This window comes from Frigoribacterium sp. CFBP 13729 (assembly GCF_014841875.1).
Taxonomy (GTDB): Bacteria; Actinomycetota; Actinomycetes; order Actinomycetales; family Microbacteriaceae; genus Frigoribacterium.
Genome location: NZ_JACYUR010000001.1, coordinates 871,088 through 894,855, shown reverse-complemented (window position 1 = coordinate 894,855; position 23,768 = coordinate 871,088). Strand labels below are relative to the sequence as shown.

Genomic DNA, 23,768 nt, shown 5'->3' with positions numbered 1-23,768 from the left:
GTCTCCCGGGGGTCGAACGGAGCTGATCACCCCCATGTCTGACACCGCTGAGCGCTACGGCTTCGTCGTCGTCTCCAACCGCCTCCCCGTCGACCGCGTCATCGCCGAGGACGGCTCCGCGTCCTGGCAGCACTCGCCGGGGGGCCTCGTGACCGCCCTCGAGCCCGTCATGAAGGCGAACGACGGGGCCTGGGTCGGCTGGGCCGGCCAGCCCGAGCTCGAGTTCGAGCCGTTCGTCGACGAGGGCATCCACATCGTGCCCGTGCCCCTGAGCGCCGAGGAGGTGCAGCGCTACTACGAGGGCTTCAGCAACGACACGCTCTGGCCGCTCTACCACGACGTCATCGCCGCCCCCACCTACCACCGGCTCTGGTGGGAGGCGTACGTGCAGGTGAACCAGCGGTTCGCCGACCGCGCCGCCGAGATCACCGAGGAGGGCGGCACGATCTGGGTGCAGGACTACCAGCTGCAGCTCGTCCCGAAGATGCTGCGCGAGGCGCGTCCCGACGTGACGATCGGCTTCTTCAACCACATCCCGTTCCCGCCGCTCGGCATCTTCTCGCAGCTGCCCTGGCGCCGCCAGATCCTCGAGGGGCTGCTCGGCGCCGACGTCATCGGGTTCCAGCGCGGCGACGACGCCTCGAACTTCTCCCGCGCGGTGCGCCACCTGCTCGGCTACGGGACGACCCGCCCCTACGTCGAGGTGCCGGTCGACGACGACGCGACGACGGGGTCCTCGCACGTGACCCGCCGCGGCACGAAGGTGCGCCGGGTGCTGGCCAAGCACTTCCCGATCTCGATCGACGCCGCCAGCTACGAGGAGCTCGCCGCGCGACCCGACATCCAGGCCAGGGCCGCCGAGATCCGCGCCGGCCTCGGCAACCCGAAGACGGTCATGCTCGGCGTCGACCGGCTCGACTACACGAAGGGCATCCGCCACCGGATGAAGGCGTTCGGCGAGCTGCTCGCCGACGGCCGCCTGAGCGTCGAGGACGCGACGCTGGTGCAGGTCGCGAGCCCCAGCCGCGAGCGGGTCGAGACGTACAAGACCCTCCGCGACGAGATCGAGCTGACCGTCGGCCGCATCAACGGCGACTACGCGACGATGAGCCACACGGCCATCAGCTACCACCACCACGGCTACCCGCGTGAGGAGATGGTGGCGCTCTACCTCGCCGCCGACATCATGCTTGTCACCGCCCTCCGCGACGGGATGAACCTCGTCGCGAAGGAGTACGTGGCGGTCCGCCGCGACAACGACGGCGTGCTCGTGCTCAGCGAGTTCGCCGGCGCCGCCGACGAGCTTAAGTCCGCGCTGCTGATCAACCCGCACGACATCGGCGGCCTGAAGAACACCATCATGCGGGCGATCGAGATGCCGCGTCGCGACCGGACGACGCGGATGCGCGCCCTCCGTCGGCGCGTGCTCGAGCACGACGTGGCCAGCTGGTCCGCGTCGTTCCTGCAGGCGCTCGAGAACGTGCGCCCTGGCCAGCAGATCACGGCACCCGCCGAGGAGGACGCCTCGTGACCACGACCCCCCTGACCACGGACGACGAGTCGCGAGCCCTCTCGGACGCGCTCGGCCGTCTCGCGACGACCCCGCGCCTCCTCGTCGCCCTCGACTTCGACGGCACCCTCGCGCCCGAGGTCGACCAGCCGATGGCGGCCCGCCCGCTGCCCGAGTCGAAGGAGGCGATCCGTCGCCTCCTCGAGATGGAGGGCACCTCCGTCGCCCTCGTCTCCGGCCGCGACCTCGCGTCGCTCGACCGCATCAGCGAGATGCCCGAGCAGGTGCTGCTCGTCGGGTCGCACGGGATCGAGGTGCGGATCGGGGGAGAGGTGACCTCCTTGACCGACGACGAGCTCGCCCGTCGCGCGGTCATCTCCGAGGCGCTGCACACGGTGGCCGACGGTCGCGAGGGCGTCTTCGTCGAGGAGAAGCCGGCTGGCCTCGCCCTGCACACGCGTCTCGCCGACGAGGCCACGACGACGGAGGTGCGCGAGGCCGTCCGGCAGCGCCTCGCCGACGAGCCCGGCGTGCACGGCCGCGAGGGCAAGAACGTGCGCGAGTACGCCGTCCGCCCGACCGGCAAGGACGACGGGGTCGCGCGGCTGCGCGAGGCGGTGGGCGCCACCGCCGTCCTCTTCGCCGGCGACGACGTCACCGACGAGGACGCCCTGCGGTCGCTCGGCGAGGGCGACCTCGGCATCCGGGTGGGGCCGGGCGAGACCGCCGCGAGCCACCGCGTCGCCGACCCGGCGGCGATCGGACGGCTGCTGGGCGAGCTCGCCGACCTGCGTGAGCACCTGGGACATGCGTGACCGCGCATGTGTCCGCCGGCGGCGTCGCCCTCGGGCGGTCCTCCCAGGTGACCGCAAGGTAAGCTGACCTCTCCGCCCGACTCCTCGTCGCCGATCAGCCCGAACGACCGACGAACTCGCCAGCCGACGGAGGTGCACCATGATGATCGCTGCTCTCGCGGCCTTCGCGGCCGCCTCGATCGTCGTCGCCGCACTGGGTCGCCGGCTTGGGCCGTCGCTCTTCCTGTGGGCCTCGGCCGTGCCGTTCGCCGCCATGGTGATGACCGCCCTGCAGGGGCCACAGGTCCTGTCCCAGGGGCAGGTCGTCGAGTCGGTGCCGTGGATCCCGCAGCTCGGCATCACGCTGACGCTCCGCCTCGACGTGCTGTCGTGGGTGCTGGCCCTGGTCGTCACCGGCGTCGGCGGGCTCGTCCTCGTGTACTGCTCCCGCTACTTCAAGCCGGGGGAGAAGAGCCTCGCGCGCTTCGCCGCCGTGCTCGTCGCCTTCGCCGGGGCGATGTACGGGCTCGTCACCAGCGACGACGTCTTCGTCCTCTTCGTCTTCTGGGAGGCCACGAGCGTCTTCTCGTACCTCCTGATCGGTCACTACACGAACAAGCAGGCGAGCCGCGGGGCCGCGCTCCAGGCGCTGATCGTCACCACGGCGGGCGGGCTGGCCATGCTGGTCGGGCTCGTGGTCCTCAGCGTGCAGGGGGGCACCTCCTCCATCGAGGCCCTCGTCGCGTCGCCGCCGAGCGGCACGGCGGTCACCGTCGCGGTGATCCTGGTGCTCATCGGCGCGCTGTCGAAGTCGGCCCTCGTGCCGTTCCACTTCTGGCTGCCCGCGGCCATGGCCGCCCCCACCCCGGTGAGCGCGTACCTGCACGCCGCGGCCATGGTCAAGGCGGGCATCTACCTCGTCGCCCGCTTCGCGCCGGGCTACCACGACTCGCCCGGCTGGCAGGAGGTCGTCGTCACCGTCGGCGTCGTGACGATGCTGCTCGGCGGCTACCGTGCCCTCCGTCAGCACGACCTCAAGCTCGTCCTCGCCTACGGCACGGTCAGCCAGCTCGGCTTCCTCACGATCATCGCGGGCTACGGCACCCGGGACGCGGGGCTCGCGGCGCTCGCGCTGCTCGTCGCGCACGCCCTGTTCAAGGCGACGCTGTTCCTCGTCGTCGGCATCGTCGACCACCGCACCGGCACGCGCGACCTCCGCAAGCTGAGCGGCCTGGGCCGGCAGGCTCCCGTCCTCACCGTCATCACCGTCATCGCGCTCGCGTCGATGGCGGGCGTGCCCCCGACGTTCGGCTTCGTCGCGAAGGAGGCGGTGCTCTCCGCCCTGCTCGCCGACGCCGAGCACGGCAGCGCCTGGGGCGTGATCGCGCTCGTCGGGGTCGTCGTGGGCTCCGTCCTCACCACGGCCTACAGCCTGCGGTTCCTCTGGGGGGCGTTCGCCCGCAAGCGCGACGTCGCCCCGGTCGACTTCGTCCGCGAGCACATCGACTTCCTCGCCGCGCCGGCCGTGCTCGCCGCGCTCAGCCTCGCGCTCGGCTTCGTCGCGGCCCCGGTCGACCGCGTCATGGCGCGCTACGCGGACACGCTGCCGCACGTCGAGGGCGAGCACGGCCCGTACCACCTCGCCCTCTGGCACGGCTTCGAGCCGGCCCTCGCTCTCACCGTCCTCTCGCTCGTGCTCGGCGCCGTGATGTTCTGGCAGCGCGAGCGGGTCTCCTCGGTGCAGAAAGCGGTCTCGTTCCTGCCCCGCGCCTCCGACGGCTACGTCCGGATCATGACCGGCATCGACAAGACGGCGTCGCGCACGACGGCGGCGACCCAGCGCGGCTCGCTGCCGTTCTACCTCGGCACGATCCTCGTCGTGTTCGTCGTGTCGAGCATCGTCACCCTGTCGTCGAACCGCAGCTGGCCCGACGCGGCCGTCATCTGGGACTACCCGGCCCAGCTGGCCGTCGGCGGACTCATGATCGTCGGCGCCGTGGCCGCGGCGCGGTCGAACAAGCGCTTCCAGGCCGTCGTGCTCGTCGGCGTGACCGGCTACGGCATGGCCGCGCTGTTCGCCCTGCACGGCGCCCCGGACCTCGCGCTCACCCAGGCCCTGATCGAGACGATCACCCTCATCGCCTTCGTGCTCGTGCTCCGGCGCCTGCCGGCCCGCCTCGGCGACCGGAACGGCCGGTCGCACCGGGCGCTCCGCGCCGTCATCGGCGTCTCGGTCGGCTGCGTCATGGCGACCATCGCCGTCGTCGCCCTGGGCGCCCGCAGCGGCGGCACGATCTCGAGCGCGTTCCCCGAGCTCGCCGTCGTCGGCGGCCACGGCAAGAACGTCGTCAACGTCACCCTCGTCGACATCCGCGGCTGGGACACGATGGGCGAGATCAGCGTGCTGATCGCGGCCGCGACCGGCGTGGCGAGCCTCGTGTTCCTCACCTCGCGCACCGACATGCTGCCGCGACCCGCGCGCCGCACCCGGGCCCAGCGCTTCCTCGCCCGGGTGCGCCCGGCCCTCGAGCCCGCGCCCGTCGTCCCCGGCTCCGAGGCCGGCGGCAGCCAGGCCGACCGGGCCGACGCCTCGTCGAGCACGGCGGTCGGCTCCGAGGTCGAGGGCGACCGGCGTGCCTGGCTGCTCGCCGGCCGGAAGCTGGCGCCGCAGAACCGCTCGATCCTGCTCGAGGTCGTCGTCCGGCTGCTCTTCCACGCCATCGTCGTCGTCTCGATCTACCTGCTCTTCGCCGGTCACAACCTGCCGGGCGGCGGCTTCGCCGGCGGCCTGGTCGCGGGCATGGCCTTCGTGGCGCGCTACCTCGCGGGCGGGCGCTTCGAGCTCGGCGCCGCGGCGCCCCTCGACGCCGGCAAGGTGCTGGGCAGCGGTCTGCTGATCGTCGTCGCCACCGCCGTCGTGCCCCTCTTCTTCGGCGTCGACGCCCTGACCTCGACCTGGTTCGAGGGCGAGGTGCCGCTGCTCGGCCACGTCGAGTTCGTCACGTCGACGTTCTTCGACATCGGCGTCTACCTCGTCGTGGTGGGCCTCGTGCTCGACGTGCTCCGCAGCCTGGGGGCCGAGGTCGACCGGCAAGAGGAAGAGGACGACCGCGGCGACGCCTCGGTCACGGCCACCACCAAGGCGGAGGGCCCCGCATGAGCGCGTCGCTGATCCTGATCGTCGTGATGGCGGCGCTCTACGCGTGCGGCATCTACCTCATGCTCGAGCGCAGCATGACCCGTGTGCTGCTCGGCTTCCTGCTCGTGGGCAACGCGACGAACATCCTCATCCTCACGATGTCCGGCCGCAGCGGCGAGGCGCCGATCGCCGACGGGCAGGTGCCCGAGTCGAGCTTCGCCGACCCGCTTCCGCAGGCGCTCATCCTCACGGCCATCGTCATCACCTTCGGCGTCTCGGCCTTCCTGCTGGCCCTCATCTACCGCTCCTGGCGGCTCGCGCAGGAGGACGACGTGGCCGACGACCTCGAAGACCTGGAGATCGGCATCCGCGGGGTGCCCGCCGAGGACGAGACGCAGGGCGACGGCGACGACGAGAGCGACGGCGACACGGAGTTCGGCCCGGACGCCGAGGCCGCCGTGCCGAAGTCGTCCTTCGACGACGACGACGACCCCTGGGACCACGCCCCGAGCGAGACCATCCCGGTGGCCGACCCGGAGCACGCTCCCGACCACGACCCGGCCCACCCCGAACGAGCCCGCGACCGTGGCACCTACCGTGACGACCCGAGAGGAGGCCGATCGTGAACCTCGACTTCCTCGTCCCGCTCGTCGTGCTCGTGCCCCTGATCGGTGCGGGCGCCGCGCTCGTCGCGACCCGGCGGCCCCGGCTCCAGGCCGTGCTCACGATCGCCGCGCTGGCGGTCGTCGTGGCCATCAGCGCCGTCCTCCTCGTCGTCGTCGACCGCGACGGCGCGATCGCGGTGCAGGTCGGCGGGTGGGAGGCGCCCTTCGGCATCCTCCTCGTGGTCGACCGCCTCGCGGCGCTGATGCTCACCATCTCGTCGGTCGTGCTGCTGGCGGTCTTCGTGTTCTCCGTCGGGCAGGGCTCGGCGGACGGCGACGGCGACGCCCCCGTCTCGATCTACAACCCCACGTACCTCATCCTCGCCGCCGGCGTCTTCGACGCGTTCGCGGCGGGCGACCTCTTCAACCTCTACGTCGGCTTCGAGATGCTGCTCATCGCGAGCTACGTGCTCATCACCCTCGGCGGCACCGAGCAGCGCATCCGGGCGGGCGTCACCTACATCGTGGTGAGCCTGCTGTCGAGCGTGCTGTTCCTCGCCTCGATCGCGATGATCTACGGCGCCCTCGGAACGGTCAACATCGCCGACATCGCGCAGAAGATGGACACCATCCCGCCGGACGTCCAGACGATCATCCACGTGATGCTGCTGACGGCCTTCGGCATCAAGGCGGCGATCTTCCCGCTGTCGTTCTGGCTGCCCGACTCGTACCCGACCGCGCCGGCCCCGGTCACGGCGGTGTTCGCGGGCCTGCTGACGAAGGTCGGCGTGTACGCCATCATCCGGACCGAGACGGTGCTCTTCGTCGAGAGCAACGTCAACGTCTACCTGCTGATCATCTCGTTGCTGACGATGGTGATCGGGATCCTGGGGGCGGTGGCGCAGGCGGACATCAAGCGCCTCCTGTCGTTCACCCTGGTCAGCCACATCGGCTACATGATCTTCGGCATCGCCCTCGGCACCGTCGAGGGGCTCGCCGCGACGATCTACTACGTGGTGCACCACATCACCGTGCAGACCACGCTGTTCCTGGCGGCGGGGCTGATCGAGCGGCGGGGTGGGACGGCCTCGGTGCTGCGCCTCGGCGGGCTGCTCAAGGCGGCGCCCGTGGTGGCGGTGCTCTTCTTCATCCCGGCCCTCAACCTCGGCGGCATCCCCCCGTTCTCCGGGTTCATCGGCAAGGTGGCGCTCTTCGACGCCGGCGCGCGCCTCGACGACCCGCTCGTCTACGTGCTGATCGGTGCCGGCGCGGTCACGTCGCTGCTCACGCTCTACGCCCTGATGCGGGCCTGGAACCTGGCCTTCTGGCGCCCCGGCAGCGACGTCGAGGACCACGAGTCGCCCCTCACCGAGCGTCTCGAGGAGGCGCCCGGCCGCACCGCCGTCCAGGCGAAGCGCGCCAACCCGCGCACGATGATCGGCGCGACCGTCGGCATGGTCGGCGTCTCGCTCGTGCTGACCGTGTTCGCCGGCCCGCTCTACGGGGTCGCCGAGCGCGCGGCGGGCAAGGTCTACGGCTCGAACTCGTACGTGCAGCTCGTGTTCCCCTCGGGTGAGGGCGACACCGCCGAGAACGAGGGGAGCGCACCGTGACCGCCCGGCCCTCGGCCCACGAGGTCGGACGCAGCCTGCTCCGTCAGCTGCCCCTCCTCGTCGGCCTCGTCGTCCTCTGGATGTTCCTCTGGAACCAGTTGACCGTGCTCTCGTTCGTCACGGGCGTGCTCGTGGCGCTGCTGGTGACGCGGGTCTTCTTCCTGCCGCCGGTCGAGCTGAGCGGGCGGTTCAACATCGGCTGGGCGTTCGTCTTCCTCGGACGCTTCCTCTTCGACCTCGTCATCGCGTCGGTCGAAGTGGCCTGGAAGGCCGTCCGGCCCCGAGGCGTGACGAGCAACGCGATCGTCGCCGTCCAGCTGCACACCCGGTCGGACTTCATCATGACCCTCGTCGCCGAGGCCGTCTCGCTGGTGCCCGGTTCGCTCGTCGTCGAGGCCGACCGCGAGCGGTCGATCCTGTACATGCACGCCCTCGCGGTCGAGGACGCGGACGGCGTCGAGGAGGTGCGGCACAGCGTCCTCGGCTTCGAGAAGCGCATCGCCCGCGCCCTCGGCAGCGCCGACGACCTCCGCCGCATCGCCGACGGCACGCCCGCCACCGAGGACGCCCCGACCGACCGGTCCGGCGCCGAGCTGCCCGTGAACGAGAAGAACAAGGGGGTCGCCTCGTGACGATCGTCTCCTGGGTCGTCGGCGTGCTCTTCGCGTTCGCCGCGCTCGCGTCGGTGCTCCGCATCGTGCGGGGGCCGTCCATCCTCGACCGCATGATCGCGAGCGACATGCTGCTCACGACCCTCATCTGCGTGCTCGCCGCGGACATGGTGCTCGGGAACCACACCCGCACCCTGCCCGTCATCATCGTGCTCGCCCTGACGGCCGTCTTCGGCTCGATCACGGTGGCACGCTACGTGTCGAGGCAGGACCCGTCATGAGCGACCAGTTCTACACGATCTCGAGCGCCGTCCTGCTGGTCGCCGGTGCGACGCTCTCCGCCGCCGCCGGCGTCGGGCTCCTCAGGTTTCCCGACGCCCTCACCCGCATGCACGCCGCCACGAAGCCGCAGATCTTCGGGCTGATCCTGATGCTGTCGGCGATCGCCCTCGACCAGCACAACCTCGGGACCATCGCCTCCCTGGTGGTCGTCCTGGTCTTCCAGATGCTCACGGCGCCGATCTCGGCGCACATGATCGGCCGGGCCGGCTACCGCAACGGCGACCTCCGCCGCGACATGCTCGTCGTCGACGAGCTCGACGAGGCGGTCGCCCGCGCGGGAGAAGAGCTCGTGGCCGACGGCCAGTCGCTCTCCGACGTCGACCCGTCGACCCTGCCGGTGGGGTCGGCCGACGCGTTGGCGGTCGAGCTCGACCGGGCGGACGGGCTCGACGACTCCGAGGGCGACGACGACGCCCACGACGACGAGGCCAGGGAGCGCGAGCACGACGCCCCGCTGCACGTCAAGGGCGGGCACCACCACGCCCCCGATCCCGGCCTCGGCTGAGGGTGGCGCCGGCTGGCCCTAAACTCGACCCATGCCCGTGAATGACAGCCAGCCGTCGGACGCAGAAGCCCGAGGCCCCATCGACGCAGCGCCCATCGACGCAGCACCCATCGACATCAAGCCCCGCAGCCGCGTCGTCACCGACGGGGTCGAGGCCACCACCTCGCGCGGCATGCTCCGCGCCGTCGGCATGGGCGACGAGGACTGGGAGAAGCCGCAGATCGGCATCGCCAGCAGCTGGAACGAGATCACCCCCTGCAACCTGTCCCTCGACCGGCTCGCCCAGGGCGCGAAAGAGGGAGTGCACGGCGGCGGCGGCTACCCGCTGCAGTTCGGCACCGTCTCCGTCTCCGACGGCATCTCGATGGGCCACGAGGGCATGCACTTCTCGCTCGTCTCTCGCGAGGTCATCGCCGACAGCGTCGAGGTCGTCATGAACGCCGAGCGCCTCGACGGCTCGGTGCTGCTCGCCGGCTGCGACAAGTCGCTTCCCGGCATGCTCATGGCCGCCGCGCGCCTCGACCTCGCCAGCGTGTTCCTCTACGCGGGCAGCGTCGCCCCCGGCTGGGTCAAGCTCAGCGACGGCACCGAGAAGAACGTCACGATCATCGACTCGTTCGAGGCCGTCGGCGCGCACAAGGCCGGCACCATCAGCGACGACGACCTCAAGGCCATCGAGTGCGCCATCGTGCCCGGCGAGGGCGCCTGCGGCGGCATGTACACCGCCAACACGATGGCGAGCGTCGCCGAGGCGCTGGGCATGAGCCTGCCCGGCTCGGCGTCGCCGCCCTCGGCCGACCGTCGTCGCGACTACTTCGCCCACCGCTCGGGCGAGGCCGTGGTGAACCTGCTGCGCCTCGGCATCACCACCCGCGACATCCTGACGAAGGAGGCGTTCGAGAACGCCATCGCCGTCGCCATGGCGTTCGGCGGGTCGACCAACGTCGTGCTGCACCTGCTGGCGATCGCCTACGAGGCCGAGGTCGACCTTACCATCGACGACTTCAACCGCATCGGCGACACCATCCCGCACATCGGCGACCTCAAGCCCTTCGGCAAGTACGTGATGAACGACGTCGACCGCATGGGCGGCGTGCCCGTCGTCATGAAGGCGCTGCTCGACGCGGGCCTGCTGCACGGCGACTGCCTCACCGTCACCGGCAAGACCGTGCGGGAGAACCTCGAGGCGATCAAGCCGAAGCCGCTCGACGGCGAGGTGCTGCGCACCCTCGAGAACCCGATCCACGCGACCGGCGGGCTCACCGTGCTCAGCGGGTCGTTCGCCCCCGAGGGCGCCGTCGTCAAGACCGCGGGCTTCGACGCCTCCGTCTTCGAGGGCCCGGCCAAGGTCTTCGAGCGCGAGCGCGGCGCGATGGACGCCCTGACCGCCGGGCGGATCGAGGCCGGCGACGTCGTCGTCATCCGCTACGAGGGCCCGAAAGGCGGCCCGGGGATGCGCGAGATGCTCGCCATCACCGCGGCCATCAAGGGCGCTGGGCTCGGCAAGGATGTACTACTCTTGACGGACGGACGATTCTCGGGCGGCACAACCGGCCTCTGCATCGGCCACATAGCACCCGAAGCGGTGGACTCCGGTCCCATCGCCTTCGTGCGTGATGGCGACCTCATCCGTGTCGACATCGCCGCTCGCTCGATCGACCTACTCGTCGACGCCGCTGAGCTCGAGGCCCGCCGAGAAGGCTGGGCTCCCCTCCCTCCGCGCTACACCCGCGGTGTCCTCGCCAAGTACGCACGCCAGGTCCGCTCCGCGGCCGAGGGCGCAGTCACGTACTGACCTCGTCCCGACCGGCTCGGCGCGGCACCGCCGCCCGAGCCGGCATCCGGACGGGGCGTCCGGCTCGCCGCTCCGCACAGCGCACCGCCGTCGACCGGCACCGTCGTCACCGCTCCACCACCACCACGAAGAGGGAATCGGCACTGATGCCCAACGACACGACACCTCAGCCCGGCGCCCCCGTGCGCCCCGGCGCCCGGCCGGCCCCCGCTGCCGGCCCCACGAGCACCGCGACGACCACGCAGCCGGTCGTCCTCACGGGCTCCGGCGCGATCCTCAAGTCGCTCGAGCACCTCGGGGTCACCGACGTCTTCGGCCTCCCCGGCGGCGCGATCATCCCCTTCTACGACGAGCTCATGGCGTCGACCGCCATCCGCCACATCCTCGTGCGCCACGAGCAGGGCGCCGGCCACGCGGCCGAGGGCTACGCCGCGGCCTCGGGACGGGTCGGCGTGGCGATCGCCACCTCCGGTCCGGGGGCCACCAACCTCGTCACCGCCATCGCGGACGCCTACATGGACAGCATGCCGCTGCTCGCGATCACGGGACAGGTCTTCTCGACCCTGATGGGCACGGACGCGTTCCAGGAGGCCGACATCGTCGGCATCACGATGCCGATCACCAAGCACTCGTTCCTCGTGACGAAGCCCGAGGACATCCCCGCGACGCTCGCCGCCGCGTACCAGATCGCGAGCACCGGCCGGCCGGGCCCCGTGCTCGTCGACATCACCAAGGACGCCCAGCAGAACTCGGCGCCCTTCGTCTGGCCGCCCGTCGTCGACCTGCCCGGCTACCGGCCGGTCACGAAGGCGCACGGCAAGCAGATCGCCGCGGCGGCCCAGATGATCGCCGCGGCGGAGCGGCCCGTGTTCTACGTCGGCGGCGGGGTGATCCGCGCCGGGGCGTCAGCCGAGCTCAAGACGCTGGTCGAGCTGACCGGCGCCCCCGTGGTGACGACGCTGATGGCTCGCGGCGCGTTCCCCGACACCCACGCCCAGCACCTGGGCATGCCGGGCATGCACGGCACCGTGCCGGCCGTGCTCGGCCTGCAGGAGAGCGACCTCATCATCGCGCTCGGCGCCCGCTTCGACGACCGCGTCACCGGCAAGGCCGACCTCTTCGCCCCCGGCGCCAAGGTGGTCCACGTCGACATCGACCCGGCCGAGATCTCCAAGATCCGCCTCGCGGACGTGCCCATCGTGGGCGACGCGAAGGTCGTCATCCCCGACCTCGCCGCGGCGTTCGCCGAGATCCCCGCCGCCGACCGCGCCGACACCTCCGCCTGGTGGCAGAAGCTCGAGGGGCTGCGCGAGCAGTTCCCGCTCGGCTACACCCAGCCCGACGACGGCCTCCTCTCGCCGCAGGCCGTGATCCAGCGGATCGGGCAGCTGTCCGGTCCCGAGGCGATCTACGCCTCCGGCGTGGGCCAGCACCAGATGTGGGCCGCGCAGTTCATCGAGTACGAGCGTCCCCACGCCTGGTTGAACTCGGGAGGCGCAGGCACGATGGGCTACTCGGTGCCGGCCGCGATGGGCGCCAAGGTCGCCCAGCCGGACCGTGTCGTGTGGGCCATCGACGGCGACGGGTGCTTCCAGATGACGAACCAGGAGCTCGCCACCTGCGTCATCAACGACATCCCGATCAAGGTCGCGATCATCAACAACTCGTCGCTCGGCATGGTCCGCCAGTGGCAGACCCTGTTCTACGAGGGGCGCCACTCGTTCACCGACCTGAACACGGGTCACGAGACCCGGATGGTGCCCGACTTCGTCAAGCTCGCCGACGCGTACGGAGCCCTCGGCATCCGCGTCACGCGGGAGGACGAGATCGACGCCGCCATCCAGCTCGCGCTCGAGACGAACGACCGCCCGGTCGTGATCGACTTCGTCGTCAGCCGCGACGCCATGGTCTGGCCGATGGTGCCCCAGGGCGTCTCCAACTCCGAGATCCAGCACGCCCGGGCCCTCGCCCCCGAGTGGGACGACGAGGCCCCCGGCACCAGCGCCTCCGACACGACCCGTGACGGCGACATGACAGGAGAGCACGCATGAGCCACGTCCTGAGCCTCCTCGTCGAGGACAAGCCCGGTCTGCTGACCCGCGTCGCGGGGCTCTTCGCCCGCCGCGGCTTCAACATCGAGAGCCTCGCGGTCGGCAAGAGCGAGGTCGAGGGCCTCAGCCGCATCACCGTCGTCGTCGACGTCGAGGAGCTGCCGCTGGAGCAGGTGACGAAGCAGCTCAACAAGCTGATCAACGTCATCAAGATCGTCGAGCTCGACTACTCGCAGTCGGTGCAGCGCGAGCACATGCTGATCAAGGTGCGGGTCGACGCCACCACCCGGTCGCAGGTGCTCGAGGCCGTCACGCTCTTCCGCGCGTCCGTGGTCGACGTCTCGACCGACTCGCTCGTGATCGAGGTCACCGGCGACACCGGCAAGACCACGGCGCTGCTGCGCGTGCTCGAGCCCTACGGCATCCGCGAGATCTCGCAGTCCGGCCTGCTGGCCATCGGCCGCGGCTCGAAGGCGATCACCGACCGGGTCCCCAAGGCCCAGTGACCGGCGCGGGCTCGTCCCCGCCGCCTCCCTGCTCCACCCCACCGCCCCACACAAGGAGAACCACCACCGTGACTGAGATCGTGTACGACACCGACGCAGACCTGTCGATCATCCAGGGCAAGAAGGTCGCCGTCATCGGCTACGGCTCGCAGGGCCACGCGCACGCGCTCAACCTGCGCGACTCGGGCGTCGAGGTCGTCATCGGCCTGAAGGAGGGCTCGAAGAGCCGCGCCAAGGCCGAGGAGGCCGGCTTCACGGTCCACACCCCCGCCGAGGCCTCGGCCTGGGGCGACGTGATCGTCGTCCTCGCGCCCGACCAGGTGCAGCGCCACGTCTACGCGGACGACATCGCCCCGAACCTCACCGAGGGCAAGGCGCTCGTCTTCGGCCACGGCTTCAACATCCGCTTCGGCTACATCGAGGCCCCCGACAACGTGGACGTGCTGCTCGTCGCCCCCAAGGGCCCCGGCCACACCGTCCGCCGCGAGTTCGAGGCCGGCCGTGGCGTCCCCGTCATCGTGGCGGTCGAGAACGACGCCTCGGGCTCGGCCTGGGACCTCGCCTGGTCGTACTCGAAGGGCATCGGCGGCCTCCGTGCCGGCGGCATCAAGACGACCTTCACCGAAGAGACCGAGACCGACCTCTTCGGCGAGCAGGCCGTGCTCTGCGGCGGCACCTCGCAGCTGATCCAGTACGGCTTCGAGACCCTCACCGAGGCCGGCTACCAGCCGCAGATCGCCTACTTCGAGGTGCTGCACGAGCTCAAGCTCATCGTCGACCTCATCTGGGAGGGCGGCCTCGCCAAGCAGCGCTGGAGCGTCTCCGACACCGCCGAGTACGGCGACTACGTCTCGGGCCCCCGCGTCATCACGCCCGACGTGAAGGAGAACATGAAGGCCGTCCTGGCCGACATCCAGTCGGGCGCCTTCGCGAAGCGGTTCATCGACGACCAGGACGCCGGCGCGCCCGAGTTCGCCGAGCTGCGCAAGAAGGGCGAGGAGCACCCCATCGAGGCCACGGGCCAGGAGCTCCGGGCCCTCTTCGCCTGGAAGCAGACCGACACCGACTACGTCGACGGCAGCGCTGCGCGCTAGCCACCCCCTCTCCACCTGAGCACCACCCGCAGGGCCCCTCTCCACCCGGAGCGGGGCCCTTCGGCCGTCCGGGGCTCACGGGCTGTCGTGGCATGATCTAGGGCATGGCAGCGAGCAAGAAGGCAGTGCACTTCGGTGCGGGGAACATCGGTCGGGGCTTCGTGGCGCAGTTCCTGCACGCGAGCGGCTACGAGGTCGTGTTCGCGGACGTCAACGACGAGCTGATCGGTCTGCTGCAGCAGCAGCCGTCGTTCGAGGTGCACGAGGTCGGCGAAGAGAGCCGCACCACCGTGGTCGACGGCTACCGGGCGATCAACAGCCGCACCGACGAGGAGGCGCTGGTCGCCGAGATCGCGACCGCCGACGTCGTCACGACGGCCGTGGGCGCCCGCATCCTCCCGTTCGTCGCCCCCGTGATCGCCCGCGGGCTCGCCGCCCGTGACGCCTCCCTGGCGCCCCTCGCCGTGATCGCGTGCGAGAACGCGATCAACGCCACCGACTCCCTGGCCGAGGCCGTGCGCCAGGCCGACCCGGCCGAGAACGCCGTCTTCGCCAACTGCGCGATCGACCGCATCGTCCCCGAGCAGGCCGCCGGCTCGCTCGACGTGACCATCGAGTCGTTCTTCGAGTGGGTCGTCGAGAGCACGCCCTTCGGCGCCGACCGGCCCGACATCGCGGGCGTCACCTGGGTCGACGACCTCGAGCCGTTCATCGAGCGAAAGCTGTTCACGGTCAACACCGCCCACGCGGCCGCCGCCTACCACGGCTTCTCGCGCGGCCTCGAGAGCATCCGCGAGGCGCTGGCCGACGAGGCAGTGCTGGCAGAGGTCCGCGGCGCGCTGCGCGAGACCACCGAGCTGCTCGTCGCCAAGCACGACCTCGACCTCGACGAGCAGCAGGCCTACGTCGAGAAGAACCTGGTGCGCATCTCGAACCCGCACCTGCCCGACACGACCGAGCGGGTCGGCCGTGGCCCGCTGCGCAAGCTCAGCCGCCACGAGCGGTTCGTCGGCCCGGCCACGCAGCTCGCCGAGCGCGGGCTCGGCCACGACGCGCTGGTCCGTGCGGTCCGTGCGGCGCTCGACTTCGACGTGCCGGACGACTCCGAGAGCGTCGAGCTGCAGGCGCTGCTCACGTCGGGCCTCCCCGACGAGGAGCTGACGGTCACGTTGACCGGCGTCGAGCAGGGCCACCCGCTGTTCCCGGCGCTGCTGGAGGCGGTCTCGTCGAAGACGGCGGCATGACCGACCCGTCCCCGGCGCGCCCCGAACCAGACGAGGTCGACGAGCACGACGAGATCGACGACCAGGACGACGCCCTCAGCTGGGGCGACGAGCGCGACGCCAGCCACGTCGAGGGCCCCGCGCCCGTCTCGCAAGCCGGCCCCGAGGCCGACGACGAGCTCCCCGGGGGGATGAGCAGCGCCTCCCTGGTGGGCCACGGGGTCTTCGGCGGCGTCGCGCTGTTGTCCTGCGTCGGCTGGCTCGTCTCGAGGGACCAGTTCCTGCTCTCGTTCGGCGGCACCGCCGTCGACCGCGTGCAGACGGCGCTGTGGCTGCTCGGCGTCGCGCTGGCGATCGTCGCGCCCGCGGTGTGGTTCGTGACGACGATCCTGCTCGTGCCGCAGTCGCGGTCGTCGCGCCGCCTCCTCGTGTTCGCCGTCGGGGCGGTCGCCCTGGCGCCGTGGCCCCTGGTGATCGGAGGAGGCGCGTGACCGCCCGCGAGACCGGCCCGGTCACGCAGCCGGTCGGCCCCGCCGCCTCACGCCGTCGTGGCCCGCGCGTCGGCGTCGTCGTGGTCGCCGCCCTGGCCGCCTTTCTCTTCGCCTACGACCTGTACGAGGCGATCACCAACCTCGTGCTCGTTCCGCAGGACGTCCGCTACCAGAACAACGAGTTCTTCGACGAGGTCGGGGTCGACGGCCTCGCCGCCTCCCCGCCCTGGGTCGCGCTCGTCGCCAACGTGCTGCTGCCGGTCGTCGCGTGGGTCGGTGCGCTCGTCGTGGCGCGCCGACGGCCGCTCTGGCAGGTCGTGCTCGCCTTCGTCGCGGCGCTCGCGCTTGTCGGCTCGGTGTCGCTCACGATCACGGCGTACGTGCTCAGCATCTGATCCGAGCTGCTCGGCGGCACGCCCGGCCGCAGGCCCGGGTGGCGGACGCGGGCGGGGCGTCATGTGCGCGTCATGCGCCGCCCGAGTCGATAGAGTGCACAGCAGCCGCGCCCACGGCGCGTCGCGGCGTTCACCCCAGACCCCTCTCGTTAGGACATCGTCTCCGTGGCCAAGCCCGTCGTGCTGATCGCAGAAGAACTCTCACCCGCCACCGTCGAGGCCCTCGGCCCCGACTTCGACGTCCGGTCGGTGGACGGCACCGACCGGGCCGCCCTGCTCTCCGCCCTCGCGGGGGCCGATGCCGTCCTCGTCCGGTCGGCGACGCAGCTCGACGCCGAGGCCATCGCGGCGGCTCCCGGCCTCAAGGTGATCGCCCGCGCGGGCGTCGGGCTCGACAACGTCGACATCAAGGCGGCCACGACGGCCGGCGTCATGGTGGTCAACGCGCCGACCTCGAACATCATCTCCGCGGCCGAGCTCACCATCGGGCACATCCTCAGCCTCGCGCGGCACATCCCGGCGGCGCACTCCGCCCTCGCACAGGGTCAGTGGAAGCGCTCGAAGTACACGGGCGTCGAGCTGTTCGAGAAGACGGTGGGCATCGTCGGGCTCGGGCGCATCGGCGCGCTGATCACGGCCCGCCTGCAGGCCTTCGGCGTGAACGTGGTCGCCTACGACCCCTACGTCACCCCGGCCCGAGCCCAGCAACTCGGCGTCACGCTGCTCTCCCTCGACGAGCTGCTCGCCACCGCCGACTTCGTCACCATCCACATGCCCAGGACGGCGGAGACGACCGGCATGATCGGCCTCGACCAGATGAAGGCGATGAAGCCGACGGCGTTCGTCGTCAACGTCGCCCGTGGCGGCCTGATCGACGAGGACGACCTCTACACGGCGCTCACCACGGGCGAGATCGCCGGTGCGGGCCTCGACGTGTTCGTGTCCGAGCCCCCGGTCGACCAGAAGCTCCTCGGCCTCGAGAACGTCGTCGTCACCCCGCACCTCGGCGCCTCGACCGACGAGGCTCAGGAGAAGGCGGGCGTCTCGGTCGCGCGTTCGGTGCGCCTGGCCCTCGGGGGCGAGCTGGTGCCCGACGCCGTGAACGTCGCCGGCGGGGTCATCGACCCCTACGTGCGTCCCGGCATCCCGCTGCTCGAGAAGATCGGCCAGGTCTTCGCGGCACTCGCCGACTCGCCCCTCACGAGCGTCGACGTCGAGGTCCGCGGCGACCTCGTCGACCACGACGTCAGCGTCCTCAAGCTCGCGGCGCTCAAGGGCATCTTCACGAACATCGTCAGCGAGTCGGTCAGCTACGTGAACGCGCCGCTGCTCGCGGAGCAGCGCGGCATCACCGTGCGGCTGCTCACCGACCCCACGAGCGAGGAGTACCGCAACGTCCTCACCGTCCGCGGCTCGCTCGCCGACGGCGGCCAGATCTCGGTCTCGGGCACCCTGACGGGCACGAAGCAGGTCGAGAAGATCGTCGAGATCAACGGCTACGACGTCGAGGTCCCGATCGCGGCCCACCACCTCGTCATGGTCTACGGCGACCGCCCGGGCATCGTCGCCGTCTACGGCAAGGAGTTCGGCGACGCCGGCATCAACATCGCCGGCATGCAGATCGCCCGCCGCAGCGCCGGGGGCCAGGCCCTCAGCGTGCTCACGATCGACAGCCCCGCGCCCGACGACCTGCTCGAGAAGGTGCGCACGGCGATCGACGCCGAGCTGCTCCGCGAGATCGACGTCACGCTGTAACCGACAGCCTGCACCACACCACGACGCCCCGGCGCCGGTCTCGCGACCGGCGCCGGGGCGTCGTGCTGTGCTCGTGAAGGGGAGCGGGGCGTCCCCACCCGGAGTAGTTCCCGTTCGGCACATCAGCATCAGTTTTACCCGCGTCTTCGGATGTGACATCCTGTGCACCAGGAAAGAGGGGATCATGATCCGCATCGGAGACCAGATGAAGCTCCCGGGCATCGCCGCGTCGTTCGTCTCGATCTGCTCGGTGGCCATGGCTGCTCTGATCGTGGCTGTCGTCACGATGGTCACGGCAGCGACAGCGTTCTCGCAGGGCATCACCATCGACATCCCCCTGATGGCGACCTTCGACGGGGCGCGGGCGGAACCGGGATCGCCTGGCGTCACCGTCACGGGATCGTGGGTCGGCGCCGGCGTGTCGATCCTGGCTCTCGCGGTGCCGCTCCCGCTCTGGTTCAGCGTGTCACGACGCCGCCAGGTGGCCGCGATCTGACCGCGTCCCGCGTCGCGACACCTCGGCACAGCACGACGCCCCGGCGCCGGTCCTCTGACCTGCGCCGGGGCGTCGTGGTGCGTGCGGGGGAGCGGCTGTGCGTGCCGGGGGCAGCGGCTCGCGCCTAGAGCTCGATCGACTCGTGGGCGGCGAGCTGCACGGCGTCGCCGCCGACCGACTGCGCGCTCGCCTTCATCCGGTCGAAGTGCATCGCCAGGCCGGGGCCGGAGAGGGTCTGCTCGTGCGTCGGGAAGGCCAGCTTCGGCTTCACGGCCGCCACGTAGTCGATGACCTCGGACACCTTGAGCCACGGGGCGCCGACCGGCGTCGCCAGGGTCTCGACGGGCACGTCCGGCACGGTGAACTGGTCGCCCGGGTAGAACAGCGAGCCGTCGACCAGGACGCCGACGTTGTCGATCACGGGGATGCTCTCGTGGATCACCGCGTGCCGCGTCCCGTGGAACGACAGGGTGAAGGGCCCGGCCTCGACCGTGTCGCCGTCGGTGACGACGTGGACCTCGAACCCGTCGGCCGCGTCCGCGACGCCCTGCGGTCCGTACAGGACCGCGTCCGGGTTCGTCTCCCGCAGGTGGGCGAGCTGGTCGGGCGTCCAGTGGTCGGCGTGCTCGTGGGTCACCACGACGGCGTCGACGTCGTGCAGGTCGACCAGGGGAGCGGTGAACGAGCCGGGGTCGATGACGAGCTTGCGCCCGTCCTTCTCGACGACGAGGCAGGCGTGTTCGAGTTTCGTGAGGCGCATGAGGGCGACTGTACGCCCGCCACAGGCCGCGGCGACCCCTCGTCGAGGACGGGTGCCCCGCCTCCCGTGCGCCCGTGGACCGCCCGCGACACGCGGGGCGGCCTCGATTTGTGACCGGCTCGACAGCTGTGGCATACTCGACGAGTTGCAAATACGGCCCCATCGTATAGCGGCCTAGTACGTCGCCCTCTCACGGCGGTAACACGGGTTCGAATCCCGTTGGGGTCACCACCACGAAACCGCCCGGCTCTCAGCCGGGCGGTTTCGTCGTTCCTGGAAAGGATCGGCCCCTCTGGGCCCGCCCCAGCCCAGCCCCGACGGGAACGGCCCCGGCGACGTCGGGGTGACGTCGCCGGGGCCGTCCCGCCGTGAGGCAGGTCGAGCACCGCCAGGGCGGTCTAGCCCTTCGTGGCGCCGGCCAGCAGGCCGCGGACGAAGAACCGCTGCAGGGCGAAGAACACGATCAGCGGCACGATGATCGAGATGAACGCCCCGGCTGTGAGCAGCTCCCACGACTGGCCGTACGAGCCGGACAGGTCCTGCAGCGCCTTCGTGATGGGCAGCCCCTGCCCCGAGGTGAACACCGTCGCCACGAGCAGGTCGTTCCACACCCACAAGAACTGGAAGATGCCGAAGGAGGCGATGGCCGGCATCGACAGCGGCAGCACGATGCGGAAGAAGACCTGGCCGTGTCCGGCGCCGTCCATGCGGGCCGCCTCGATCACCTCCGCCGGGATCTCGGAGATGAAGTTGTGCAGCATGAAGATCGCCAGGGGGAGCGCGAAGATGGTGTGCGCGATCCACACCTTGGCGAACGAGCCGTCGAGCCCGTTCACCCCGAGCCCGGGGAGGATGTACAGGCCCCCGACCCGGAGACCGTCCGAGAAGAGCCGGAGCAGCGGCACGAGGGCCATCTGGATCGGCACGATCTGCAGGGCGAAGACGAGCACGAACATCGTGTTGCGGCCCTTGAAGTCGATCCAGGCGAACGCGTAGGCCGCGAGGCTGGCGATCGTGATCGGGATGAGCGCCGCGGGCAGCGTGATGACCAGGGAGTTGAAGAAGGCCTTGCCGAGGGTGAGGCTGTCGCCCGAGTTGAACGCGTTGACGTAGTTGTCGAGCGTGAACCCGGGGTTGGCGAAGACGGTCCACCAGCCGGTGGTCTTGATGTCGTTCGCCGGGCGGAACGACGAGATGAAGAGACCGGCCGTCGGCAGCGTCCAGATCGCCGCGATGATGAGCGCGGCGATCGTGGCGCCGCGGCTCGTCGTGCCCTTCTTGAGCTTGCCGCTCGAGCTCTCGACGGCGGCGAGGCCGCGCTTGAGCTGCCGCTCGGTGCCCGAGCCGACGGCGACCCCGACGGGGGTGGGGGTGGCGGTCATCGGATCTCCCTCTGCTTCTGGATCTGGCGGGCGTTGTAGACGACGATCGGCAGGACGAGCACGAACAGGATCACGGCCAGCGCCGAGCTGTAGCCGGTGCGGCTGCCGAGCTGGAACTGGCGCACCATCTCGAAGGCGAGGATGGTCGTGTCGTTCCGGCCGCCGGTCATCGCCGAGACGATGTCGTAGACCTTCAGGGACGCGATCGAGATGGTCGTGAGCACGACGATGATGGTCGTGCGGATGCCGGGCACGGTGATGTGGCGGAACGCCTGGAACCCGTTGGTCCCGTCGAGCGAGGCCGCCTCGAGCTGCTCGGCGGGCACGCCCTTGATGGCGGCGGACAGCACCGTCATCGCGAAGCCGGCCTGGGTCCAGATCAGCACGATCACGAGCAGCAGGGTGTTCCACGGCTCGAGCCCGAGCCAGTCGACGGGCTGGCCGCCGAAGCCGACGAGGATGCCGTTCAGCAGGCCGATCTGGTCGCCCTGGCGGATGTCGTAGAAGAACTTGAAGATGATCGACGCGCCCACGAACGAGATGGCCATCGGCATGAAGACGAGCAGCTTGAGGAACTTCTCGCCGCGGCTCTTGTCGATGAAGACCGCGTAGGCGAGGCCGATGGCGGTCGCGGTGATCGGCGCGAGCAGCACCCAGATCAGCGTGTTGCCGAAGGCGGTGAGGCCGTCGGGGCTCGTGAAGACCCAGACGAAGTTGTCGAGGCCCGCGAAGCCCGAGCCGTCGTTCTTCATGAAGGCCTGGCCCGCCGTGGTGATGGTCGGGTAGATCAGGCCGATCAGCAGGAAGAACACGGCCGGCGTCATGAAGGCGATGAGCTGCAGCGAGTAGCCGGCCCCGCGCTTCGAGCGGTAGTCGAGCAGGAACAGCCCGCCGCCGAGGACGGCCGCGATCGCCGCGACCCAGATGACCGACTGGTAGAGGCCGAAAGCGAGCAGCACCACCACGGGGACGACGACGCAGACGGCGAGGCGGAGGATCGTGTACTGCCGGCCGCGGCGGGGCGCGAACTCGACGAAGACGAGCACCACGCCGACCAGCGCGGCGAAGGCGAGCAGGATCAGGGGGATCTGGGCCAGGGGCGGGATGCCCGCCAACCACTGGAAGAAACTGGACATCGCTGTCCCTTTCACGTTCGGGTACGGGGGCGCTCGGGCACAGGCGAGAGGAGGCGGCTGCGCGCGACGGGGACGCGTGAGGGGCCGCCGCCGCACGGCGACGGCCCCTCACGGTGGGGGTGCTGGCTAGCTGCTGTAGCCGGCCTGGATCTCCTCGAGCACCGAGTCGGTGTCCGTGCCGTCGATCCAGTCGACCATGCCCTTCCAGAAGCTGTCGGAGCCGACCGACTTGGGCATCAGGTCGGAGCCGTCGAAGCGGAACGTCGTGTCCGTGCCCTGGAGGATCTCGACGGCGCCCTTCAGCAGGTCGCTGCCGGCGTTCTCCGGGTCGAGGCCCTTGTTCGCCGAGATGACGCCTCCGAGCGACACGCGGCTGTTCGCCCAGTCGGCGCTGGCGAGGTACGCCTGCACCTTGGCGGTGTCGTCGTCGTTCGAGAACGCGGCGACGAACTCACCGCCGCCGGTGACGGCTGCCGGGTCGTCCTCCTTCATCGGCGGGGTGAGGAAGGCCCAGACGTCGCCGTCCTCGGCGACCGTGGCGGGGGCGCCCTCGGCGTTGTTCGCCGCGGTGAGGAAGCCCTCGAAGAACGAGGCCTGGTGCGTCAGCGCGCAGCTGCCGTTCGCCACGTTGGTCGCGACGTCGCCGAAGGCGGTCGAGTTGATCGACTTCACGTCGCCGTAGCCGGCGTTGACCATGGCCGGGTCCTGCAGGATCGTGCCGACGGAGTCGAACGCGTCCTTGATCTCGGGGTCGGTGAACTTCGTGTCGCCGGAGACCCACGAGTCGTAGGCGTCGGGGCCGGCCTCGCGGAGCACGAGGTCCTCGACCCAGTCGGTGCCGGGCCAGCCCGAGGCCTCGCCCGAGTTGAAGCCCGCGCACCAGGGAGCGGTGCCGGTCTTCTCCTGGATGGTCTTCGAGACCTCGACGAGCTCGTCGTAGGTCTTGGGGATCTCGACGCCCCACTCCGCGAACTTCGCGGGGGAGTACCAGACGTAGCCCTTGACGCTGGCCATCAGCGGAGCGCCGTACTGCGTGCCGTCGACCTGGCCGTACTTCTGCCAGTCCTCGGACCAGCCTTCCTTGACGTTGGCGAGCGCGTCGGCCGGGAGCTCCTGCACCTTGCCCGACGACGTCACGGTGTCGGCGAGGAGACCGGGCTGCGGGAAGATCGCGAGGTCGGGGGTGTCGCCGCCCTGGACCTTGATGCCGATCTGCTTCTCGAACTCCTTGTCGCCCGTGTACTTGATGTTGATGTCGTTCTGCTTCTCCCAGTCGGCCCACGACTCCTCGAGCAGGGTCGCCTCGTCGCCGTTGATGGTGCCGTAGACGTTGACGACGCCGTCGGCCGTGCCGACCGATCCGCCGGCGTCGCCGCCCGCGTTGGGGTCGTTGGGGTCGGCGCTTCCGGAGCAGCCGACCAGCAGGAAGCTGGATGCCGCCAGGATGGCCAGGGGCCCGGTGAACCTGCGGTGCAGGGATGCTCGCATGGTGATCTCCTCGTCGAGTTGCGATGCACGTGTCCCGCTCGTGCTGCCGAGCCGGGACACTGCCGCGCGCGTCGTCG

General features: G+C 70.7%; 21 protein-coding genes and 1 tRNA gene. 18 read left to right on the top strand and 4 right to left on the bottom strand.

Annotated features, from left to right (window positions below; genetic code table 11):
- Positions 1-34 precede the first annotated feature (34 nt).
- The 17 genes from IFT77_RS03980 (at position 35) to IFT77_RS03900 (ending at position 18,925) form a co-directional block, all read left to right on the top strand.
- On the top strand, positions 35-1,531 hold the full coding sequence (locus tag IFT77_RS03980; RefSeq protein ID WP_192042022.1) for a trehalose-6-phosphate synthase: 1,497 nt from the start codon (positions 35-37) through the stop codon (positions 1,529-1,531).
- Positions 1,528-2,325, top strand: coding sequence for a trehalose-phosphatase (gene otsB, locus IFT77_RS03975; protein WP_192169256.1), 798 nt, complete (start codon positions 1,528-1,530; stop codon positions 2,323-2,325). Before IFT77_RS03980 ends, otsB begins: the two co-directional genes overlap by 4 nt.
- A gap of 142 nt (positions 2,326-2,467) precedes the next feature.
- A complete protein-coding gene (locus IFT77_RS03970) occupies positions 2,468-5,464 on the top strand; it encodes a Na+/H+ antiporter subunit A (protein WP_192169506.1) in 2,997 nt (998 codons plus the stop codon).
- Positions 5,461-6,069, top strand: a complete 609-nt coding sequence (locus IFT77_RS03965; protein WP_192042020.1) for a Na(+)/H(+) antiporter subunit C — start codon at positions 5,461-5,463, stop codon at positions 6,067-6,069. The genes IFT77_RS03970 and IFT77_RS03965 overlap by 4 nt, the downstream gene beginning before the upstream one ends.
- The gene (locus IFT77_RS03960; protein ID WP_371740917.1) at positions 6,066-7,661 is read left to right on the top strand and encodes a Na+/H+ antiporter subunit D; all 1,596 of its coding nucleotides are present in this window, start codon (positions 6,066-6,068) and stop codon (positions 7,659-7,661) included. The genes IFT77_RS03965 and IFT77_RS03960 overlap by 4 nt, the downstream gene beginning before the upstream one ends.
- On the top strand, positions 7,658-8,293 hold the full coding sequence (locus tag IFT77_RS03955; RefSeq protein WP_192169255.1) for a Na+/H+ antiporter subunit E: 636 nt from the start codon (positions 7,658-7,660) through the stop codon (positions 8,291-8,293). The genes IFT77_RS03960 and IFT77_RS03955 overlap by 4 nt, the downstream gene beginning before the upstream one ends.
- Entirely contained in the window at positions 8,290-8,553 is a 264-nt protein-coding gene (locus IFT77_RS16705; RefSeq protein WP_123546477.1) for a monovalent cation/H+ antiporter complex subunit F, read from the top strand. The genes IFT77_RS03955 and IFT77_RS16705 overlap by 4 nt, the downstream gene beginning before the upstream one ends.
- Positions 8,550-9,119 (top strand): monovalent cation/H(+) antiporter subunit G, encoded by a 570-nt coding sequence (gene mnhG / locus IFT77_RS03945; RefSeq protein WP_192169254.1) that lies wholly within the window; start codon positions 8,550-8,552, stop codon positions 9,117-9,119. Before IFT77_RS16705 ends, mnhG begins: the two co-directional genes overlap by 4 nt.
- A gap of 31 nt (positions 9,120-9,150) precedes the next feature.
- On the top strand, positions 9,151-10,914 hold the full coding sequence (gene ilvD, locus IFT77_RS03940; RefSeq protein WP_192042017.1) for a dihydroxy-acid dehydratase: 1,764 nt from the start codon (positions 9,151-9,153) through the stop codon (positions 10,912-10,914).
- A 146-nt stretch (positions 10,915-11,060) separates the two neighbouring features.
- Positions 11,061-12,965 carry an acetolactate synthase large subunit gene (locus IFT77_RS03935; protein WP_192169253.1) on the top strand — a complete coding sequence of 635 codons (1,905 nt, stop codon included), beginning with the start codon at positions 11,061-11,063 and terminating at the stop codon, positions 12,963-12,965.
- Positions 12,962-13,471 (top strand): acetolactate synthase small subunit, encoded by a 510-nt coding sequence (ilvN, locus tag IFT77_RS03930; protein WP_123546473.1) that lies wholly within the window; start codon positions 12,962-12,964, stop codon positions 13,469-13,471. The genes IFT77_RS03935 and ilvN overlap by 4 nt, the downstream gene beginning before the upstream one ends.
- A 68-nt stretch (positions 13,472-13,539) precedes the next feature.
- Positions 13,540-14,565: a ketol-acid reductoisomerase gene (gene ilvC / locus IFT77_RS03925; RefSeq protein ID WP_123546472.1), complete on the top strand. Its 1,026-nt coding sequence runs from the start codon at positions 13,540-13,542 to the stop codon at positions 14,563-14,565.
- A gap of 104 nt (positions 14,566-14,669) precedes the next feature.
- Positions 14,670-15,809 carry a mannitol-1-phosphate 5-dehydrogenase gene (locus IFT77_RS03920; protein ID WP_192169252.1) on the top strand — a complete coding sequence of 380 codons (1,140 nt, stop codon included), beginning with the start codon at positions 14,670-14,672 and terminating at the stop codon, positions 15,807-15,809.
- Positions 15,806-16,279 (top strand): hypothetical protein, encoded by a 474-nt coding sequence (locus IFT77_RS03915; RefSeq protein WP_192169251.1) that lies wholly within the window; start codon positions 15,806-15,808, stop codon positions 16,277-16,279. The genes IFT77_RS03920 and IFT77_RS03915 overlap by 4 nt, the downstream gene beginning before the upstream one ends.
- Complete coding sequence (locus IFT77_RS03910; RefSeq protein WP_192169250.1) at positions 16,276-16,674, top strand: hypothetical protein; 399 nt, start codon at positions 16,276-16,278, stop codon at positions 16,672-16,674. The genes IFT77_RS03915 and IFT77_RS03910 overlap by 4 nt, the downstream gene beginning before the upstream one ends.
- Positions 16,675-16,839: 165 nt before the next feature.
- The gene (gene serA / locus IFT77_RS03905; RefSeq protein ID WP_192169249.1) at positions 16,840-18,429 is read left to right on the top strand and encodes a phosphoglycerate dehydrogenase; all 1,590 of its coding nucleotides are present in this window, start codon (positions 16,840-16,842) and stop codon (positions 18,427-18,429) included.
- A gap of 184 nt (positions 18,430-18,613) precedes the next feature.
- Positions 18,614-18,925, top strand: coding sequence for a hypothetical protein (locus IFT77_RS03900; RefSeq protein WP_192042010.1), 312 nt, complete (start codon positions 18,614-18,616; stop codon positions 18,923-18,925).
- A gap of 124 nt (positions 18,926-19,049) precedes the next feature.
- Here the strand turns inward: IFT77_RS03900 and IFT77_RS03895 are convergent, their stop codons facing one another.
- Entirely contained in the window at positions 19,050-19,685 is a 636-nt protein-coding gene (locus IFT77_RS03895) for an MBL fold metallo-hydrolase (protein ID WP_192169248.1), read from the bottom strand.
- Between the two features lie 155 nt (positions 19,686-19,840).
- Here IFT77_RS03895 and IFT77_RS03890 point away from each other — a divergent pair.
- A tRNA-Glu gene (locus tag IFT77_RS03890) sits at positions 19,841-19,916 on the top strand.
- 167 nt (positions 19,917-20,083) lie between these two features.
- Here the strand turns inward: IFT77_RS03890 and IFT77_RS03885 are convergent.
- The 3 genes from IFT77_RS03885 to IFT77_RS03875 all read right to left on the bottom strand — a co-directional run bounded on the left by IFT77_RS03885 (position 20,084) and on the right by IFT77_RS03875 (position 23,691).
- On the bottom strand, positions 20,084-21,067 hold the full coding sequence (locus IFT77_RS03885) for a carbohydrate ABC transporter permease (RefSeq protein ID WP_133737753.1): 984 nt from the start codon (positions 21,065-21,067) through the stop codon (positions 20,084-20,086).
- Complete coding sequence (locus tag IFT77_RS03880; RefSeq protein WP_192042008.1) at positions 21,064-22,203, bottom strand: carbohydrate ABC transporter permease; 1,140 nt, start codon at positions 22,201-22,203, stop codon at positions 21,064-21,066. Before IFT77_RS03880 ends, IFT77_RS03885 begins: the two co-directional genes overlap by 4 nt.
- Positions 22,204-22,329: 126 nt before the next feature.
- Positions 22,330-23,691: an ABC transporter substrate-binding protein gene (locus IFT77_RS03875; RefSeq protein ID WP_192169247.1), complete on the bottom strand. Its 1,362-nt coding sequence runs from the start codon at positions 23,689-23,691 to the stop codon at positions 22,330-22,332.
- Positions 23,692-23,768: the final 77 nt, after the last annotated feature.

What these genes read in the sequence shown, in the direction of transcription:
- IFT77_RS03880 (WP_192042008.1), bottom strand. Translation starts at nt 22,203, where the DNA reads ATGTCCAGTTTCTTCCAGTGGTTGGCGGGCATCCCGCCCCTGGCCCAG.
- IFT77_RS03885 (WP_133737753.1), bottom strand. Translation starts at nt 21,067, where the DNA reads ATGACCGCCACCCCCACCCCCGTCGGGGTCGCCGTCGGCTCGGGCACC.
- IFT77_RS03935 (WP_192169253.1), top strand. Translation starts at nt 11,061, where the DNA reads ATGCCCAACGACACGACACCTCAGCCCGGCGCCCCCGTGCGCCCCGGC.
- IFT77_RS03900 (WP_192042010.1), top strand. Translation starts at nt 18,614, where the DNA reads ATGATCCGCATCGGAGACCAGATGAAGCTCCCGGGCATCGCCGCGTCG.
- mnhG (WP_192169254.1), top strand. Translation starts at nt 8,550, where the DNA reads ATGAGCGACCAGTTCTACACGATCTCGAGCGCCGTCCTGCTGGTCGCC.
- IFT77_RS03980 (WP_192042022.1), top strand. Translation starts at nt 35, where the DNA reads ATGTCTGACACCGCTGAGCGCTACGGCTTCGTCGTCGTCTCCAACCGC.
- IFT77_RS03965 (WP_192042020.1), top strand. Translation starts at nt 5,461, where the DNA reads ATGAGCGCGTCGCTGATCCTGATCGTCGTGATGGCGGCGCTCTACGCG.
- IFT77_RS03875 (WP_192169247.1), bottom strand. Translation starts at nt 23,691, where the DNA reads ATGCGAGCATCCCTGCACCGCAGGTTCACCGGGCCCCTGGCCATCCTG.
- IFT77_RS03920 (WP_192169252.1), top strand. Translation starts at nt 14,670, where the DNA reads ATGGCAGCGAGCAAGAAGGCAGTGCACTTCGGTGCGGGGAACATCGGT.
- ilvD (WP_192042017.1), top strand. Translation starts at nt 9,151, where the DNA reads ATGCCCGTGAATGACAGCCAGCCGTCGGACGCAGAAGCCCGAGGCCCC.
- ilvN (WP_123546473.1), top strand. Translation starts at nt 12,962, where the DNA reads ATGAGCCACGTCCTGAGCCTCCTCGTCGAGGACAAGCCCGGTCTGCTG.
- IFT77_RS03895 (WP_192169248.1), bottom strand. Translation starts at nt 19,685, where the DNA reads ATGCGCCTCACGAAACTCGAACACGCCTGCCTCGTCGTCGAGAAGGAC.
- IFT77_RS03915 (WP_192169251.1), top strand. Translation starts at nt 15,806, where the DNA reads ATGACCGACCCGTCCCCGGCGCGCCCCGAACCAGACGAGGTCGACGAG.
- IFT77_RS03970 (WP_192169506.1), top strand. Translation starts at nt 2,468, where the DNA reads ATGATCGCTGCTCTCGCGGCCTTCGCGGCCGCCTCGATCGTCGTCGCC.